The sequence below is a fragment of the Psychrobacillus psychrodurans genome (assembly GCF_050209195.1).
In the GTDB taxonomy this organism is placed as follows: Bacteria; Bacillota; Bacilli; order Bacillales_A; family Planococcaceae; genus Psychrobacillus; species Psychrobacillus psychrodurans.
The window spans coordinates 522904-542597 of record NZ_CP189791.1 but is presented as its reverse complement, the minus strand read 5'-3'; the positions used below and the strand labels follow the sequence as shown (position 1 = coordinate 542597).

The 19694-nt window shown below is 35.5% G+C and carries 17 protein-coding genes; 9 read left to right on the top strand and 8 right to left on the bottom strand.

The genetic code is table 11. The features are described from left to right. The first annotated feature begins 8 nt into the window (after positions 1-8). The 6 genes from ACQCPR_RS02680 to ACQCPR_RS02655 all read left to right on the top strand — a co-directional run bounded on the left by ACQCPR_RS02680 (position 9) and on the right by ACQCPR_RS02655 (position 5808). Positions 9-497 (top strand): TspO/MBR family protein, encoded by a 489-nt coding sequence (locus tag ACQCPR_RS02680; RefSeq protein ID WP_427138090.1) that lies wholly within the window; start codon positions 9-11, stop codon positions 495-497. 539 nt (positions 498-1036) lie between these two features. Further along, entirely contained in the window at positions 1037-1600 is a 564-nt protein-coding gene (locus ACQCPR_RS02675; RefSeq protein WP_090564767.1) for a helix-turn-helix domain-containing protein, read from the top strand. 211 nt (positions 1601-1811) lie between these two features. After that, positions 1812-3080, top strand: a complete 1269-nt coding sequence (locus ACQCPR_RS02670) for a hydroxymethylglutaryl-CoA reductase, degradative (protein ID WP_090564769.1) — start codon at positions 1812-1814, stop codon at positions 3078-3080. 1 nt (position 3081) lies between these two features. Then, complete coding sequence (locus ACQCPR_RS02665; protein ID WP_090564771.1) at positions 3082-3528, top strand: hypothetical protein; 447 nt, start codon at positions 3082-3084, stop codon at positions 3526-3528. Then, the gene (locus ACQCPR_RS02660; protein ID WP_427138089.1) at positions 3525-4880 is read left to right on the top strand and encodes a tripartite tricarboxylate transporter permease; all 1356 of its coding nucleotides are present in this window, start codon (positions 3525-3527) and stop codon (positions 4878-4880) included. Before ACQCPR_RS02665 ends, ACQCPR_RS02660 begins: the two co-directional genes overlap by 4 nt. A 16-nt stretch (positions 4881-4896) precedes the next feature. After that, a complete protein-coding gene (locus tag ACQCPR_RS02655) occupies positions 4897-5808 on the top strand; it encodes a hydroxymethylglutaryl-CoA lyase (protein ID WP_427138088.1) in 912 nt (303 codons plus the stop codon). 63 nt (positions 5809-5871) lie between these two features. Here the strand turns inward: ACQCPR_RS02655 and ACQCPR_RS02650 are convergent, their stop codons facing one another. Next, on the bottom strand, positions 5872-6822 hold the full coding sequence (locus tag ACQCPR_RS02650) for a methyl-accepting chemotaxis protein (RefSeq protein ID WP_427138087.1): 951 nt from the start codon (positions 6820-6822) through the stop codon (positions 5872-5874). A 265-nt stretch (positions 6823-7087) separates the two neighbouring features. Between ACQCPR_RS02650 and ACQCPR_RS02645 the strand changes: the two genes are divergently transcribed. Next, entirely contained in the window at positions 7088-10816 is a 3729-nt protein-coding gene (locus tag ACQCPR_RS02645) for a DUF6359 domain-containing protein (RefSeq protein WP_427138086.1), read from the top strand. 181 nt (positions 10817-10997) lie between these two features. Here the strand turns inward: ACQCPR_RS02645 and ACQCPR_RS02640 are convergent, their stop codons facing one another. The 6 genes from ACQCPR_RS02640 to ACQCPR_RS02615 all read right to left on the bottom strand — a co-directional run bounded on the left by ACQCPR_RS02640 (position 10998) and on the right by ACQCPR_RS02615 (position 16787). Further along, positions 10998-11843, bottom strand: coding sequence for a DUF1028 domain-containing protein (locus ACQCPR_RS02640; RefSeq protein WP_090564779.1), 846 nt, complete (start codon positions 11841-11843; stop codon positions 10998-11000). Positions 11844-11942: 99 nt separating this feature from the next. Next, complete coding sequence (locus ACQCPR_RS02635; RefSeq protein ID WP_090564781.1) at positions 11943-12800, bottom strand: MBL fold metallo-hydrolase; 858 nt, start codon at positions 12798-12800, stop codon at positions 11943-11945. A 135-nt stretch (positions 12801-12935) separates the two neighbouring features. Then, positions 12936-13856 (bottom strand): exonuclease domain-containing protein, encoded by a 921-nt coding sequence (locus tag ACQCPR_RS02630; protein ID WP_427138085.1) that lies wholly within the window; start codon positions 13854-13856, stop codon positions 12936-12938. A 478-nt stretch (positions 13857-14334) separates the two neighbouring features. Beyond that, positions 14335-15174 (bottom strand): general stress protein, encoded by an 840-nt coding sequence (locus tag ACQCPR_RS02625; protein ID WP_340878899.1) that lies wholly within the window; start codon positions 15172-15174, stop codon positions 14335-14337. An 875-nt stretch (positions 15175-16049) separates the two neighbouring features. Continuing rightward, the gene (locus tag ACQCPR_RS02620) at positions 16050-16487 is read right to left on the bottom strand and encodes a YusW family protein (RefSeq protein ID WP_090564787.1); all 438 of its coding nucleotides are present in this window, start codon (positions 16485-16487) and stop codon (positions 16050-16052) included. 75 nt (positions 16488-16562) lie between these two features. Beyond that, positions 16563-16787: a hypothetical protein gene (locus tag ACQCPR_RS02615; protein ID WP_090564790.1), complete on the bottom strand. Its 225-nt coding sequence runs from the start codon at positions 16785-16787 to the stop codon at positions 16563-16565. A gap of 132 nt (positions 16788-16919) precedes the next feature. Here ACQCPR_RS02615 and ACQCPR_RS02610 point away from each other — a divergent pair, with 132 nt between their 5' ends. Further along, the gene (locus ACQCPR_RS02610; protein WP_090564792.1) at positions 16920-17114 is read left to right on the top strand and encodes a hypothetical protein; all 195 of its coding nucleotides are present in this window, start codon (positions 16920-16922) and stop codon (positions 17112-17114) included. Between the two features lie 79 nt (positions 17115-17193). On the opposite strand, the gene ACQCPR_RS02605 is transcribed toward ACQCPR_RS02610, so the two are convergent. Beyond that, the gene (locus ACQCPR_RS02605) at positions 17194-18180 is read right to left on the bottom strand and encodes a YecA family protein (RefSeq protein ID WP_427138084.1); all 987 of its coding nucleotides are present in this window, start codon (positions 18178-18180) and stop codon (positions 17194-17196) included. Between the two features lie 248 nt (positions 18181-18428). Between ACQCPR_RS02605 and ACQCPR_RS02600 the strand changes: the two genes are divergently transcribed. After that, positions 18429-19535 (top strand): hypothetical protein, encoded by a 1107-nt coding sequence (locus ACQCPR_RS02600; protein WP_427138083.1) that lies wholly within the window; start codon positions 18429-18431, stop codon positions 19533-19535. Positions 19536-19694: the final 159 nt, after the last annotated feature.

The window sequence follows — 19694 nt, the reverse complement described above, 5'->3', positions numbered from 1 at the left end:
GCTGTAAAATGGAATTGCTACAAGTAAATGGTCGTATAAATAAAAAAAAATTAGCACTTAGTATTCTTATACCAGTGATTGGAGGCTCAATTACTGGTTGGATTGCTAATAAAAATGCGCAGGAGAAATACAAAAAACTAAAACAGCCATCATTCTCACCCCCTGGCGCTGTCTTTCCTATCGTTTGGACCACTCTCTACACGACAATGGGAATTGCTAAATACCGTGTAGATCAAAAAAAGAAGGACTCTCCAGCTGCTGTTCCCTTGTATGACCTACAATTGGGTTTGAATTTTTTATGGTCCTTTTTATTTTTCCGATGGGGATTACGTGGAACTGCGCTAGTAGAAATTACACTTATGCTAGGATGCATTACATTAACGGCATACGAATTTCAACAAGTAGATAAAACAGCGGGAGCACTAATGGTTCCATATGTTGGATGGGTTGCTTTTGCATTGGGTCTTAATTATGCCGTTTGGAAATTGAATAAATGAGTGCTTAAGACAGGCTATCTTCATTTCTAAACTAAAGGCTTTCAACGACTTCTAGAGTTATAATTTTTACTAAATTTAGATAATAGTTCTGTCTTTTTCTCATTCTTTCGAACAAATTTTGAACTCATTGAATCAACTCATAAAAGCATATTAAAAAGTGAAATACTAACAACTCCGATTTCCGCTGGAGTCGCCGTCTGCTGCTCCAACGGGAACGACTTTTTTAAAAAAGGACAATAAATTTCGATATTAATTAAATGTCAGTTTTTTAAAACAAAACATGTAATTATGAAATTGACTCCATTAATTTGGGTAAAACAATTTATAAGCTACAGGAGTGAATTCAGGTAACATTCGGATTTCCAATCCTTTTTTCCATCTTAAAATTTGGGTTGAGACTCCTTTTAAATATTACTAAGGGAATCTTCCTATGTTGTTTTCTTTTTTCATATGAACTTGCTTTGAAAGAATTACAAATGAGAAAAATTAATGTATTATATGATTATTAATCGCAAGCATACTTTTAGGAGGAGAGCCCAATTTATCTTCAACATAATATCGGTAAAAAAGTTAAGGAAGCTAGGTTAAGCAAGACTTTTACTCAACAAGATCTAGCTGAAAGATGCAACCTTACAAAAAGTCATATTTCAAAAATAGAAAATGGTCAAGCTGCACCCGCTGTAGCGACTCTATCAAAAATAGCACATGAGTTGGATACTCCTTTGTCATGGTTTTTGGAATCCAATCTTCAAAATAAATTATCAATTGTTAAAAGCAATGAAAAAAAATTAAAAATCGGAAATAAAGAGATTGGATATACTTACGAGGCACTTGCCAATCGCCCCCGTTTCAGTAAAGTAGAGCCAGTTATAGTAACCGTCCTACCTGAAGCAGAGTATGTAGAACCATTTACTCATGTGGAAGACGAGTTTATTTATATTCTTAACGGATCTATCAATCTTTATTATGATGGTGAGCTGCATTATTTAGAACAAGGTGATAGCGCCTATTTCGAAGGAAATATACCACATATTTTTCTTTCAGCAGATAAGAACAAAGAAGCAACAGTGTTGACTTTTTTTATACAAAATAATCCCCTTTAATTCGTATCATATCGAAGGAAGCAACAGTATTTCTCTCCTTCCCTACCATTACTAATCTTCATTAATAATTATTAAGCTAATATTTAAAGAGATTTCATATTCTGAATAGATTTTAAATTTGGTATTTACAAGTAATAATTATTAATGTATTTTTGTGTAATAGCATTCAACTAGGTTGAATGCTATTACACAAAAATAAGGGGTGTATATTATGTCAAATACAAGAGTTCCAGGATTTTATCGTTTATCACCTAAAGAAAGATTTGATATTGTAACTGAGGGACGCAACCTAACAGATGATCAATTAAAGTATTTATCTGGGGAGTATCCACTTTCGATGGATTTAGCAGATTCAATGATAGAAAACGTTATTGGTCAGATTGGAATCCCAATAGGGATTGCAACCAATTTTAAAATTAACGGAAAAGATATGTTTATTCCTATGGCAACAGAAGAACCTTCTGTTGTAGCAGCCGCTAGTAATGCAGCAAAAGCAAGCTATGAACACGGTGGTTTTTTCACATCAATAAGCGGAACCATCATGCGTGGACAAATTCAAGTTTTAAATGTAGCAGATCCATATGCTGCAAAAGCTAAGATTTTTGAGCATAAAGAAGAAATTTTAGCTTATTGTAATGAGAAAGATCCAACATTAGTTTCATTAGGCGGAGGAGCTAAGGATTTAGAGGTTCATATCATTCCAACAAACTCTCAAATAATGTTAGTTATTCATCTAATTGTTGATACAAAAGATGCAATGGGTGCAAATGCTGTAAATACGATGGCAGAAGCAGTTTCCCCTACTATCGAGACAATTACTGGTGGTAAAGTTGTATTAAAAATTATATCTAATTTAGCTGACCGTAGATTAGTTCGTGCAAGAGCTACTTTTTCTACAGATGCATTTGGTGGCAAAGAGGTTGTCGATAACATTGTAAGCGCTTTCGAATTTGCCGATTATGATCCTTATCGAGCTACTACCCACAACAAGGGTATAATGAATGGAATTTCTGCTGTAGTTTTAGCAACTGGGAACGATACTCGTGCTGTAGAGGCAGGAGCACATGCCTATGCATCTATATCTGGTCAATATAAGTCTTTAACAAAATGGGAAATAAATGCAGATGGTAATTTATCAGGTTCTATTGAGCTACCGATGGCTGTTGGAATTGTTGGTGGAGCAACGAAAACACATCCTGTTGCACAAGCGGCTCTTAAAATTATGGGAGTAAATTCTGCTGAGGAGCTTGCAGGTTGTATAGCAGCGGCAGGATTGGCGCAGAATGCTGCTGCCTTAAGGGCCTTATCAGCTGAAGGTATCCAAAGAGGCCACATGTCATTACATGCCAGAAACTTAGCAGTAATGGCAGGAGCAAAAAAGGAAGATATAGATAGAATCGTCGCACAAGCAGTCAAAGAGAAAGACCTTAGGTATGACCGTATCTTAGAAATAACTAAAGCAATTCGAAGAGGTGAATAGGATGGTAAATAACGAGAAATCATCAGCTACTAGTTTGAATGAGAACAAAAAAACGTATTTAGAAATACTTGGAGATACCATCCTACCCAATCAATTGCTTCTAGCGGTTTTATTAAGCGTAGGAATTAGTTTAGGAGGGTATAATATTGGTCTTTGGTTGCTTCCTGCTATCGCAAGTGAAAGTATGGTTGCTTCATACTCATTGTTAATCGGAATTTTAGGAAGTGTTATCTCTTTAGTTCTTTGTTCCATTCTATTTAAACCAAAAAGAATATTAGTTGAAGAGGAAACCTCGTCTGAAAGCATGAGACAAGTTTTCGAAGATTTACAACTGGATCCTCAAGAAGAATTAGAACTAATCGAGAATGACCCTATTACTAAGAAAGAACTGGAAGAACTAGGAGTTTTAAATAGTTTTCGGGCACTTGGAGAGGAGCAAAAGAAATGAGTTTACTAGTCACAGCTATTTTATTTGCATTACTTGGTGCTATTGTCTTTTCTTTAATAGGATTAATATCTGGTACTGATGAGACTGCAATTATGGTCCCTCTTACTTTGTTAGTAATTCTATTAGGTGCTCCTCCTGCTGCTGTATTTTCATTTTTCATGGCAGCTGTTCTAGCAAAACATCTTACACATGCTGTTCCAACTGCATTAATGGGTATTCCCGGGGATACTACTGCTGTTCCATTAATAGATCATGCAACTACTTTAAGAAGAATGGGTATGCCTCATATTGCCTTGAGAAAGATGATTTCTGGTGGGATTATAGGCGCATTTATCGCCTTACCAACCGCTGTTCTGTTAGGTCAATTCTTAGGACAATTTGCTGACTTTTTCAAGTCATCAACCGGAATAATTTTTACACTTGCTGCAATTTTAATCGCCTTTTTCTCTAAAGGTAAATGGGTGAGTATTTTAATGATTATTCCATTTGCATTCTTTATTAAAAGTTTAGATTTGATGAGTTTTAGTATATTAGATAAGCATTTATCAATCAGTTTTTTCTTAGGAATTGCAATAGGTCCGATTTTCTGTGATCTTCTATTTGCCACTTCCTCTAGTGCTAAAAAGACAATTGAAAGAGATAAGCCTAAAGAATATCATCTAGCACCAGAAACTAAATCATGGAAGGGATACTTCCCGAATCCCTTGAAGATTTTAACTGGTCGACAACAAATATTCACTTCTATTACTACATTTATATCTTCTCTTACTTTTGTTTTTAGTCCTGTAGGTATGACATCTCTTATGGGTGAAATTGTCGGTTCCCGTACAAAAGGTGCTTATAAGAAGTCTACAACTAGTTTAGCAGTAATGAACGGTGTAACAGAGTCAACATATATTGCAGAGGTAATCATTCCATTAATAGCGTTTGGAATTCCACTAAGTCCTGTCGCTCTAGGCCCTGGTTCACCATTATTTAATGCACCACCTGTTTTCACCGTAGATCCTATTAATAATCTGCATACCTATTTAACTTCATGGGAGTTTTTCCTTTACGGAGCAATAGGTCTTATTGTAGCTTCATTGATCGCTTACCCTTTCTCTATGAACTATGCAAGAAAAGCTTCTGTTCTCGTAATGAAACTTGTAAGTCAAGAAGCTATTGTTGCGATGTTCATCGGGCTTGCTTGTCTACTGGCTTACCATGAAGCACAACTTGTTGGTGTTGTACTTACATTCACAGTAGCAGCAGTTGGTGGTCTTTTAAATCGAATTCTTGGAATCGGGGCTGGTGTGCAATTTATGATTTTCTACGCTTCAACTTGGATTATGATGACCCTATTTGGAATTTAAGAAAGGAGTTTTTAATATGGTCGTACCTAGTTTTCCCGAAAAAGTATACATTAGAGAAGTTGGTCCACGTGATGGATTACAAAATGAGTCTAAATTTATTCAAACAGACGATAAAATTCAATGGATAGACCACTTATCAAATACAGGATTAAACTATATAGAAGTAACTTCTTTTGTAAATCCTACATGGATACCCGCACTTTCGGATGCAGATTATGTAGCAAAACATATAAAGAAAAACCCAGAGATTACTTATGCCGCCCTTATTCCAAATATAAAAGGATTATCCCGAGCATTGGAGAGTAGTATTGATGAGGTAGCTGTTTTCATCTCTGCGAGTGAGTCACATAATAAGAATAATATTAATAAAACAATTTCAGAAACTGAAATTGTTTTATCCGAGGTCGTTAAAGAAAGTATCTCTAATAAAAAAACAGTTCGAGGGTATATTTCAACAGTTTTTGGTTGCCCTTTTGAAGGACATATTGATATTGATCAGGTAATTCGATTAGCAGATTCGTTGTTTGAAATGGGCATAAATGAATTATCATTAGGTGATACCATTGGAATAGCTAACCCATCTCAAGTAAAACAAGTATTAGAGAAAGTTCTCAAACGGTATTCTCCCGAAAACATCGCTATGCATTTTCATAATACCCGTGGAACTGCTTTAGCAAATGTATTAGCTTCATTAGAAATGGGTATTTCTAAATTTGATAGCTCTTTAGGTGGGTTGGGTGGATGTCCATACGCTCCAGGAGCATCTGGTAATTTGGCAACGGATGACTTAAATTACATGCTTACAAATATGGGTATTGTAACAAACATAAATCCCGTCGAACTCAATAGAGCAGCACTTTTTATACAAGAAAAACTACAAAAACCTTTAGATAGTTATAGCGTAAAATACTATGAATCTCAACATTAGTTATTAAGTAATCAGCTAACAAAATAAAAATACCAAGTATCAGCCTGCTGATACTTGGTATTTTTATTTGGATTGAAAACCTTTTACTTTATCAACAGCTTCTAAAAGCTTTTCAGTAACTACTTCTGATTCATCGATATGATTCATCAGCACATCATTAGTTTCATCGAACAATGCCGTTGTCTTTTGGAATTTGTGTATAACATCTTCATTCGAAACTTTTTGATGCTTAATGAAATTTAATAGTTCATTTACCTCTCCTTGAACATTTGTAATAATGTTCAATAAGGAGTTTATTTGCTCGGATGTTTGAGAACTAGTTTTTATGCCTTCACTTACTAAGTTCATGTTGTTTATATTGTCTTCGTACGCTTTTGAAATTTGTTCTTGAATTTTTTGAGTTAGATCTGCAATGTCTGCGGTGCTCTCCTTCGTGCTTTCAGCAAGTTTCCGGACTTCATCGGCAACAACCGAAAATCCTTTTCCATGCTCTCCCGCTCTCGCAGCTTCAATCGATGCATTTAAGGCAAGTAAATTTGTTTGACTAGAAATATCGCTAATCACTTTTACAATTTCTTCAATCTGTTTTGACCGTTCACTTAATTGATTCATACTTGCAGATGTTTTTCTAGATTGATCCCCCAAGGTATCGATAAGATTTTCTACAGCGTGTACAGCTTCCCTACTATCTACGGATAATGTAACCATCTGATCTGATGAAGCGATTAGTGACTCTCCTTTCACCAGCGCTTCCTCTGAAATCTTATTTGAGTTTATCGTACTTTCTTCAACTCGTTTAAACTCTTTTAAGATTTCTCCAACCATTTTCCCTAAAATAGCGTGTTGATTGTTTACAATGTCATGTTGACCGATAGTAGATACTAATTCTTTATGTAAATCATTCAAGAAAATTTGAAACTCATTATCTTTTTTATCCAGCTTTGAGTTTAAATCATCTATCTTTTGTTTGAATTGTTCAATATCTTCTTTTTTCGATTTAAATGCTGTTAACATTTTGTGCTTCACTCCAAATTTTAAGATTACTTAAAAAATACGGTATATATATCTATCATACTACTAATGTAGGATAAAACAAATATTATTTCTGAATCTTTAGATTCAATTAAAAATAGATATATTTTCATAACAAATAATTTTCACCACTTACTTCCCACCTATTTTTATCGGAATATTTAAACTTTTACAACATTTACACAATCCTGTCATTTTCTTTTGCTATAATCTATTCGAAATATAAAATTCATAAGGAGTGGATAGAGTGTCAAAAGAGAGTATTTGGAACCATGCTTATAATAAGGTTATTGTTTCCTTCATATTAGTAGTTTCCATGTTCGTCCCATTTATAATTGAAACTAATGTTCAGGCTGCTGAACCAATTAGCGTGTCAGAAGCAATTACAAACAACACGGGTACAGCAACTGTACAGGGTTACATTGTTGGAACTGCTAACTCGGGATCTTCCTATGATCAGGAAGCCCCTTTTACAGTAGCTACAAATATTGGACTAGCAGATTCACCAAATGAGACAAATCCATCCAATATTTTACCGGTACAATTACCAACTGGTACAATTCGAACTACACTAAACTTAAAGGATAACCCACAAAATTTCAAAGCAGAAATAACGGTGACAGGCTCACTTGAGGCATACTTCTCTGTTCCCGGTCTAAAAAGTCCGACCGCATATACTATAATTTCTGATGGTGAAACACCTCCCGAAATTCCTGAAGCAGAGAACATGGAAAACATTGCTGCTGCTCGAGCAGTTGAGGATGCAAACAAATTGATAAAAGTTACAGGAACTGTAACAACTGGGACGGGCTTTTGGGGTGGAAAAGCCTTTTACCTTCAAGATACTTCCGCTGGAATCTATGCGTTTACCTCTTCAGCTGATGTTAATCCCGGTGATGTTGTTGAACTAGAAGGTAAAGTTAGTCCATATAGCGGTGAATTACAGATTCAACCTAGCAAAATAACAAAAATCTCCTCTGGCAATGAACTACCTGCCCAGCAAATCATTACACCAGCTGGAGTAAATGATGAAACACAGGGTGAACGAATTCTATTAAAAAATGTTGAAATTACTAATTTAACTAAAACAAACGACTATGGAACATTCGAATTTACTGCAACACATGAAAACGGAGAGTCCGTTATAATTCGAAATGACAATCGTAATGGTCTAGATTATGATACATTCACGCAGCGTTATAAAGAAGGTGACATAGTTCAAGTTACAGGTATTTCTTCAATCTTCAACACGACCTACCAAGTTAAAACACTTGGCCTAGAGAGCTTTGATTTAGTAAATAAACCAGCTGTATACACAGATATTTTCCCTGGTACTGTATCAGAGGGAACACAAATTTCATTAATGTCACCAATTGAAGGTGTAGCAATATATTACTCAATAGACGGCTCTACCCCAACTACAGATAGCACGTTATATACTGAACCAATTACCTTATTAGCTGACACAACGATTAAAGCAATCGCTGTAAGTGAAACTACCTCGGACGTATTTACTTTTACGTACAATATATTAAAAACAAACAATCTAACTATACGAGATATTCAAGGACAAGGTCACTTCTCTGACTACGATGGTACAACAGTTCAAAATATTACTGGCGTTGTAACTCATCTGTTTAATTCAGCAAACTTTGTAATTCAAGATATTAATGCTGATGATGACAACACAACATCAGAAGCAATCATAGTCAACAAGGCTTCCAATGGTTTTGCAATTGGAGATTTAGTTACAGTAGCTGGAACCGTGGAAGAATGGTATTACGAGGGTTACTCAGATATGAAAGCAAATGATCTTCCCATTACTAGAATACGTGCCACTTCTGCTACTAAAACTGGAATAGCAGAATTACCTGCACCTTTAGTAATTGGAGAAGATATTTTCCCACCGACGGAAATCATTGATAATGATGATTTAACAACATTCAATCCATTAGAAGACGGAATAGATTTTTGGGAATCTATCGAATTAATGCGTTTGGCTGTACCAAATGCAAAAGTTATTGGACCTCAAGAATATGGAGAAATACCTGTAATTTCAGGGAATTCAACGAATACACAGTTCAATGTACTTGGAGGCGTAAATATTTCTGCTAATGACTATAATCCTGAAAGAATATTAGTATTAACAGGTAATGAAGCATATGATGCAAAATCTGGCGATTATTATACAGGAGATATCGTTGGTGTTATGGGATATGGTTTTGGTAACTTCAAGTTATGGACAGAGGAGGATAATCTTCCTCCAATCACTCGTATTGAAAAACCAACTGTAGTAACCGATATCGAACCTTCAAAAGATAAATTAACAGTAGCAGCATATAATGTTGAAAATTTCTCAACAAACACAAATAACACGCCAGATGAAAAAGTTGAGAAAATCGCAAAATCATTCGTGGAAAATATGAAATCTCCCGATATTATCACTCTTGTAGAAGTACAAGATAATGATGGACCTACTGCATCTGGAAATACAGATGCATCAGCAAGCTATGAACGTTTAATCGCAGCAATTGAGGCTGCTGGTGGACCAACTTACGCTTGGACTGACATTGCACCCGAGTATGACCAAGATGGGGGACAACCAGGCGGAAACATTCGTGTTGGTTACCTTTATAATCCTGATCGTGTATCGCTTACAGAAGGAACAAAAGGCAGTTCGACTGATAAAGTTGCTTGGGATGAAAATGGAGATCTTACCTTGAATCCTGGGAGAATTCTTGACTTACCACAAGAGAATACACGTAAGCCATTAGCCGCACAATTTGAGTTCCGGGGAGAAAAAGTAGTCGTAATTGGGGCTCATTTAAATTCCAAAGGTGGAGATCAACCTTTATTCGGTAAGAACCAACCCCCATTCCTTGGCTCGGAAGCAGAAAGAATTGAACTAGCTTCGATGATTAACAATTTCATCCAAGCTGGCCTAGAAAAGGATCCAGATTTAAATGTAATCGTTGCTGGGGATATGAATGACTTTGAATTCACTCCGACTCTTGCTGCACTAAAAGGTGGCATATTAACCAATATGGTGGAAAAAGTACCAACTGGGGAGCGTTTCTCTTATTACTATCAAGGGAACAACCAGGTACTCGACCATATTTTGGTAACAAATAATTTAGCCAATAAAACAATTGTCGATATGATTCATATCAATGCTAACTATATGGATATTCACGGTCGCGCTTCAGACCATGATCCTATTCTTATTCAACTAAATTTAAACGAACCAGATGCTAAAACTCTTGAAGCAAATAAAACATCCATTGAGTTAGAAAAAGGTAAGCAGTCCAACATCAAACTTATTGAAACAACTACCAAACAGGATGGTACTACAACAACAAAGGATGTTACTTCCGAAGCTACTTATAGTGGCTTTAATAGTAAAGTTATTTCTGTAGACAAAGGGGTTATAACTGCCAAAGCCGCTGGGTTAACTAGTATCAAGGCAGCATACGGCGGTAACTCTGTATCTATTAGTGTAACTGTCCAGTCTGTTAAAGATGGCGAAGCCATTATTACAGAAGGTGAAGTAGACACTTCTAAGAAGGTAATTACTGTGGATGGTTCAGTAATGCATAATGCGGGAGATGTGAATATTCGTTTTACAGAAGCTGCTACTACTAAGATTAATGCAGCAAACAAAGATGTGGTTATCAAACTTATCAACGGAACATTCTTGATAACCGCTAAAAACTTTGATGTTCTTGCAGTAAGTGGACAATTCACCTTATATCTGGATTATCATATTCCACCGGGATTATTAAAGGAAAAAAACAAACACAAGATTAAAGACAATTTAAAACTAAAAGATATGGCTTTCTTTGATAACAATAGAAAAACTATAACAAAAGGCTTTTCTGATTACTTTACCATCACTACAGAAGGTAAAAAAGTTACAAAGGAAGTCGCATACTACGATCAAAAATCAAAGAAGTGGAAGTTTAAAAAGACTAAGTAATAATGAAGAAAAGAGGCTGGGAAGAACCCCAAAACAGCATTTTTCTCTCTGAGAAAAATGCTGTTTTTTTTGCTGTGCACAAAATTGATTTCCATTCCAGGGACGCTTTCCACGGGCGTGGCCTGAGCCTGTAGTCTCAGGCGTCACACTATTCCCGTAGGAGTCGCCCCTTATTAACATTCTATTTATTAATACGCATAAATTCTACAACCTTCTTATCGATAAACCCTCTCTCTTGAACTCTTTCATCAAAATTTTCAATGAGATGATAAGATTGGATAGCATCTAATAAATCATCTTTTTCTGTAAGATCTCGATCTAAAAAGCCATTTTCATATAACATGTTTTGAATCTCATCCGCTAACACACCATCAATAGAGACAATATCCTCTGGAGCTGTTCCTGAAAAATATAGTTGATGAAGTTTCAATAGTCTTCCTAATTCTTTAACTGGGTCGGTATGGTCATCCACTCTAAGGTCGATGTAACGATCAGTATACTCACCGTAACTTCCATTTTCTTTTACTACTAACAAAGCTGCAGATTGTTTCCCCCTGCTGTCTCCCCCTGCAATATCTCCAGCATATAACGCTGCCAATAATCGTTCTTCAAGTGGCCCATCCTGTTGTAAGAAAACTGATTTCATTGCATCCACTGTTTCCTGATTAACCAAGATATTTCCTTGAATCGCAAAGTTTTCTCCAGAGTGTCCTCCTGCCCATTCGAAACAGTCTTCACCCGTAAATGTAACACTGCGACCGACAGCATCTACAATTCCAACTTGTCGAGCACCTGACTTTTCATCATTTACAACTAATTCTTTAAGAACTTCTTCCGGTGACATACCTCTTTGTAGCATGTCCAAGCCATCTATACCATAATTTAAATTTGCCCACGACTGAGTTGCTATTGCTCCTACGCCTGCCTTGGCAAATGGTACGACTGCTCCAACACACAAAAACTTAGACGCAACAGCTACACCTAATTCCTTTGTATGTGGATCGAAACCAACGATAGAAAATGTCATATGTACTCCCCTTTCAGTTAATATATTTACATTTTAACTTTTTATTCTGATAATTAAAAGAAGATCCCGTCATTTTTGGATGAATGGGATCTTGAACTTTTACTGTATTTTTTTATTTACATATTTCCCATGACTAGGTAAGGCAATCGAGTCAAATTCAGTCACTAGTAAATGCAAATTACTTGTAAGTAAATCTCCTGTCATAGGTAAGCCATGTCCCGTAATCGCGACTTTTGGTTTTAGTTCGACAAGTTTATTCACCGATTCCCTAGCGGCTTCCCAATCAGGAGTAAGATATCTTGGCGGACCACTTATTTCCTGCTCCTGTGTGAACACTTTATATAAGTATTCTTGCTTTACAGTAACAAATGCATCTCCAACTATTAATACCCCATCCTCTTTTCTAAATAATGAAATATGGCCAGGTGTGTGACCAGGTGTATGAATCCATTGAAAATCAGACATAAAAGGAACTGCTCCATCTGCAGGCAATACTTCTATGTGATTACCCAAATTTATGGGATCAACAGGAAATATAAAAGACATTTTGGCAACTGATCCACCTTCTACGGTGGGATCAGGCTTAGGGTAGCTTTCTTTGCCAGTTAAAAATGGCAATTCCGCCTCATGAGCATATACTGGAATTTCCCACTTTTTTACTAACTCAATTATTGCTCCAACATGATCAAAATGGCCATGAGTTAATATAATGGCTTTGGGTTTCTTATCTACCCCAAAACGCTCTTCAACTACTGAAATAATTTCTTCTGCTGAGTAAGGCATACCTGCATCTACCAACACAAAGTCATTTGAATTAGGACTGCCTACTAAACAAATATTGACGATTTGTATAGTATGACAAAAAATGTCTGGAAGAATCTCCAAGCCTATTCCACTTCCTACTGAAGTTGCTGGTATATATTTATAATCGTCACCGTAAGATATTGAATTGTCCAAGATGATTCACCCTTTCCTTAACTACTAATAGGATTTCACCCGGATAACTTATTTATACAATTTCTCAGTTATTAAAAAGAAATGCGTTATTATCATTTAATGATCGTAACTATTGTTCATTAATCCCTATCTTTGTCAAAATGGATATCGAACTAACCTTAAAAAATCTTGCTCTCCAACGATTTCAATTGGAAGTCCTTGTTGAATCATGCCTTCTACCTTTTGCATTTTAGAGCTTTTGATGCCTTGTAGGTACTTGGCTAAATCATTATCCCCTACGACTAAGTAATTTGTTTGATGATCCACTGTTCCCTTGCAAACCGCCCCACAATTCACTGCAAGTTGCGCTGCTTTCGATCTAGTCATCGCAAGCATTCTTCCCGTGAAAACAATTTGGGCTCCATAAAACGGATGTTTGGAATTTAGCTCTGTACTTTCAGGTTTTAAATATTCAATAGTCAAATCTGCTTTACCATTACGTTGAGAAGATGGTTGTTTCTTAGTTTGAATCGAGGGATTTATTTTTACATTATGTAGTTTTGCCAGTTGTTGGACTGTATTTGTTTTGGTTTTCTGCATCGCTTCTATCGTAATAATAGCAGCTGCACGGGCATCCTCTAAAGCATCATGATGTCTTAAGCTAATACCTAAATAATTCGCTACCGTTGATAACTTATGATTGTAAAGTTGTGGCCAAACTTTTTTGGCAATTCGATAAGAGCACCCATACTCAAAATTTGGTGAGGGTTCATGAAATTGACGTAAGGATTCCTGTAATACACCCATATCAAAACTAGCATTATGTGCAACGACAACTTGATCTTTAATTAGATTTTTCATATCTGGCCAGAATTCTTCGAAGGTTGGTGCACCATGTACCATATATTCGGTAATTCCATGAATTTTTGTATTATAATAATGAAATTCACTTAAAGGATTTATTAAGGAATGTATTTCTTTATATATTTCCCCGTTCTTAACTTGTACGATTCCTACTGAACAAACACTTGAACGCAGGCTATTAGCTGTTTCAAAATCGATAGCTATAAAGTCCATTATAAGTCACCTCATGTTGTTGGATTGAATCTCATTATCTCATAATAGAATGCAAAGAAGAACCTCTCCAAAAAGAGAGGTTCTGCAGACTGTAGACAAACTCAATTTTGGGTGCATAGAGTTGTATACTAAAATCGGCAAGGACCACCACTTCGCTTTCCGTGGGCTTGGCTTCAGCCTCCTCGTCACTGCGAAAACATATGCTCCTGCGGTTACTCGTCGCAAAGACATTGGTCAAACAGAGTTCGACCAATGTCTTTCCTGCGGGGTCTTCTGCTCAAGCTGTTCCCACAGGAGTCTTCGTGGTGGTCCTTGCCTTATAAACAACTCCTTAAAGGTTTCCACTATATATACTTTTATTTAGATTAAGCAACCTCTTTAAAGATATTTATTATTACGCATAGCAGTTTATAACAATACTTTTGTCGTCAAGCTGAAGAACCTCTCCAAAAAGAGAGGTTCTATAGTTAGGTGTGATTTAGTATAGTCGATTAGTTGGAGGGATATCATCCAGTTTTCTTTGATAGTCCAACTTTTCTTCATACTGATCATGAGAAAGTCTTTCTTCTTCCTCATTTACTGTGTCACTACCATATGCTGCAGGACCTAGATTCGGATCAGCTCCTGGAGAGTGCGTGCCATATGATTTCCCTTCATTCGTAACAGTTTCATCAACAATCGGTCGAGAATCTCTAACTACTCTATCTTCTTGCATAGAGTGGCCTATATGATCCTCTTCTCTAGCTAAGTGTGGATCCGTCGCAAAGGTCTCTCCACGTGCGAAGCGATCCTGAGGTTCATCAAAGCGACTATCTGTTTCATTTACAAATTCATTATTAGATGGTTTAAATCCTTGCTCTTTGGCATAATCACTAATCGGGTCTTCGTTTTCCATAAAACGATTTTGTACTACCTCTGTACCTACTGTATCCGTATACTCTTGCTCAAATTCATTTTCATGGGTACCGTACATTGGCTCGTCGTTTAGCGTGAGAACATCTGTATATAGGACGATACTTCCTCCCGCTACTTCTCCCGCATACCTTGTTCTTTCCTCTTCACTTAAATCTAACTTTCGTAATCCTTCTGCTACTGCATTTTCTCCAGTAAACCAAGATTTGAACTTATCTATAAATGTACCAGCCTCATGGGTAGACACTTCTGAATGACGACTAAGTGCATTTAAATGTACATTTTCAGTTGAAATGACATGTATATCGCTTTCTGCATAACCCTGATTTTGTAGGCCTTCCAATTTTTCATACATTTCTTCTTCCGTACGAGCAATTTCAATTCGTCTATTCGATTCAATGTTCATGGTATTGCCTCCTCAAAATTAGTCTTATTCTGTATGTACCCCCCTTAATATAGAAACTAAACACAATGTGACCATTGTTAATCACTTTGTAATGAAACAGTAATTATATTAGAATCATTTATATATTTATAGATTCTAAGGAAAACCAAGTAAAAAACGCCTGAACCAAAGTACTTTGGATAGGCTTGTTGATGGATTTTTACCGATTGACTATTTGGAGATACTGTCTGTCGCTCAGCTTTTAGAAACAGGTTAGTGCTTTATCGGAACTAGGGAAAGGATGCTTTTCTATTTATAAAGGAAGCCCCCGAAGATATAATTTCGGGGGCTCAGTTTCCTGCTACTTTTTGTCATATGCTTTTTAACTAGTTGAGGAGATTTAATAAGTAATGCCTTTTTATTTTGCATGATCATATATCGTTCAATGTACCAGGAACACTGAATTTTATTTGTGCTCTCAAGAAGTATTTACATCCTTATCTCATGAATGATTCAACTCTATTTTAGCTTTATTTGCTCCGATCTATTATTTACTTGCTCCCAACTGCAGCTTACTTGCGGTCGTATAGAATTTACTTGCTCGAAGCCAATATTTACTTGCGGACTATTACCGTTTACTTGTGTAGTAGATAACATTACCAAATAACTTTACTAATTCTCTACCTAAATGTGTAGATCGAATGACTAAAAGTTGCTTTCTACTCAGTGTCTTTAGATACCCCTACATTTATTAGAAATCTTAATTGATTGAAGCGGAAATTATAGCAGATTATTGTTTGTTTAATTCTCAAGAACCCCTCTATCCAGAGAAACTTATATAAGGTATAAAAAACCTCAAGAAACAACTTTCATTGTCTCTCAAGGTTTTTTATCTTCTATTTTCTATCATTAAATTCTTGTGTGTCTCCGTCAGAGAACTCTACTTCTAACTCGAACTCTGTATACTCCTCTACTCCAAATGCTTGAGTAACTTTTTCAATCACTTCTTCCTTGCTCATATCTTTAGTTAGAGCAATTTCCTTAAAAATAGGCTCTAACTCTGTGTAAGCATCGTTTCCAGAGAGATTTTTGGATTCTAATTGGTTAACGTATTCAGCCTCTGTTTCTGATATATCAATATCAAAAGAAGCGTCAATTGCATCCTTTTGATCTGCCGTATCTACATCCAATTCAAATGACTGAAAACCAAATTCACTTTGAGCAGTCTCTTTATCGGGTGCTTCGCTCACTTCTTCCTTATCTCCACAAGCTCCTAATAATAGGAAAGATGAGATAACAGCACTTCCTATTAGTGGATATTTCCTTAATTTCATTTCGAAAATCCTCCTGTCTTCTATAACAATTAAATTATCACCAATGTTTAGCGAAAATAAACAACTAAAAAGCACTTATCCTGGATAACGCTCTTCACTAGCAGAAGTAGACTTAGTATTTCGCTTATCTTTTTCATCTTTCACTTTTTCATTTAATTCTTCTACTGGGATAGGATCAACCGTCTTCATATCTTCATCTTTATCAAAAATACTTTCCTTCTCTGTATTTAATAAATCAGGATTGTCCATAATACGACCCGAAATATCTTGTTTTTCTTTATCCTTTGAATGCTTTTTCATAGTTACCACTCCCTTAGTATGTTTTAAATTGTTTATCCTTTTTTTCGATTACTAAACATTGGCCAAATGTTTGTTTAACATCAATAAATGCGGGAAAACAATTCATAACAAAAAAATTAGGAGGAAACTATTATGAATAAAAATAAAATGGCACTAACTGCACTAGGTCTTGGAGCTGCATTTTTAATGAGAAATAAGGGATCAAGGGATAAACTAGCAAAGCAATTTGGTAGCTTTAAAAATTCTCCTATTCGTGGAACGAAAGCAGATAAAACATACAGTAACTCATCAAAAGGCAAAGGGATTTTAAGTGGAATGTTTAATTAGTACTTGCCTTAAATTCCATTATTAATAGTTAAAGGTCACCGCTTATAAAAATAATAAGTGGTGACCTTTTATACATAAACTATTTTCCTTTGTAATACTCCGTTATTTCATTGTAGTACTTATTTAGAGAGGAAGTGGAAACCTCAAAAGTCTCTGCAATTTCTTTTATAGTCATATTAAAAGGTTCAAACAACCCATTTTCTTGACCAAATCGAATGGCTCCAGCAGCAATTGCCACTTCCTTGCGTGCATTTGGTTGTTGCTCCACTAAATAATCTTCTACAATTTCTATAAACTTACCATATTCACGATTATTTTTCTCTAAGAAATCTATCGCTACTTGTAATACTCCGACTTCAAAGTGTGTATACTCTCCACCCTCATAGCCATTCTCTCCAAGCAATTTCCATAAGGTTGCTCCCGTATCCTTTAAAAAGGTCGAAGCTGATAGAGTATCTTGCTTTTCAAATTGTTTTTCTATTTTATCAAAGACTTCTTGATGATCAACTGGGAAGAAAACTAAACTTGAAATAGCTAAATAATGATTTTCTTTGTTAGTGCCATCTGGCAAGATAAAACAGTATACATGGACTCCTACTGGCACTGGCTTATCACTTTCTCGTCTAAGCTTAATGCTTTCTTTAGTGAGTATATGAGAAACCGTCATATAGTTCTCATCCACCTCTGCTACTTTACCAACAAACACCACCGGATTATCCCATTGGCTCAAAACACTTAGTGTAGAAGGACGCACCATTTTCTTCTTTTGCTTTTCTAGATAGCCTAACCAAATCTGCTGTTTATAATGGAAAAAGAACTCATCCATTACAATGGCTTCAATCATTTCTAAATCTAAATAGTCGCCAATCGTTTTGCTCCAAGCACGCACTAGATCCGCATACTCTTCCATATCCTTACGCTCTGGATAGTGGTCATAAAAAGATTGCAATAATCGTTCCAATTCCTCCGTTTGTACCTCTTCTATAGAATCAGTCTGCCTTGACTCGCAGCACTTTTTGTATTTTTTTCCACTACCACATGGACAAGGATCATTTCGACCTACCATACTTAACACTTCCTTCTCTTTTGGTAAGTGCTTATTTTAACATGAAAGTAGGAAGAAATTAAGATTAAGTAAAAAATAGTAACATGACGGTAAAATAATATATTTAAAACTATTAAATAAGCAAAAAAATTACCGTTTTATGGATGTATAACCATCAATATTATCTAGTATTTAACAATATAATAACATATTCTTATTAAGGCTTATAAAATACTATTTTATAAGACTTACATTTTAGGAGAATACATATGAAGAAATTATTATCTTATGGATTGATAGCGGGAATTATAAGCGCAAATATATTCATTCCTATTACAAATGCTGAGGCATCTTCTATTTCAAAAGCTGAATCTTTAGTTAAAGTAGCGGAGGAACATGCAGGTGCATTGAAATGGCAAATTTCGTATGAACTGACTAAGGACATTAAATACCCTGATATGAAAATTTTCAACTTAACTAAAAATGCTTATTTGAATGCAAAAAGCGAATTAGAAAAAGTAAATGTTAAGGATAAGGTGAAGTTAGAAAAACGATTAGAAGATAATGCTGGTATTCATTATAAAAGAGCAATGGGATATATCGACGCTATTACTTCTGGAAAGAAAATAGTAGAAAAGGCAAATGAATTTAATGCTCTATATTCTAAAAATCCAACATCTGATGTAACGGAGAAAAGTTACCATAACCTATCTAGTGAAATACGAAAACAAGCAATTTTACTTTACCGTGTTTACGGAAAGTCTACTAGAGATGCCATTTTAACTCAGTTTAAAACTCCGGGTGAAAAAGCTCTTCAATCATCTAAAAACGTAATTACGGCGAAAATGCATATAGACAAATTAGATCAATTAATCATGGAAAAATCCAATCAAAAATTAGTGGAAGAACAGGTTAATACGTTTTTTGACTCACTAGATACTATCAAAGATGATGCAATTATAGAAGATCTATATGAAGCATATTATCAAAGTATTCGCAAAGATGAGAACTTCCTTAAGCAAGAAAACGAAATTAAGGAGTTTTTCCAAAAGGCTGATGAATATGCAAATGCTGAAAATCTAGAGGCAACTATCGGTTTATACAGTGAAGAATTCCCTGGCTATGCTACGCTGTCAGAAACAATAGAAGCAACATTTAAAGACTTCGATGTTCGATACGAAACACTTAATTTTGACGTTCAATATATTCTGAATAACAGCGCTTTAGTTATACAACATCAAAAATCCACAATTGACGAGAAAAATACAATTGAAACTACTATAGGCTATCTTTTAGAAAAAAATGAAGCTGGTGAATGGAAATTCTTTGATGTATTAGAAGAGTCTGATGAATCAGATCTTCTAGAAGTAGAATAATACTTAATATTGCAGTAATTCTCGGTCTACTACCGAGGATTACTGCATTTTTTATACTTTATAACAAAACAATCATAAATTCAGATCCTATCTAAATATAATTAATTACTTTATTACACATCCACTTTTCTTTCCACATCCAGAATCTAGAAATAATCT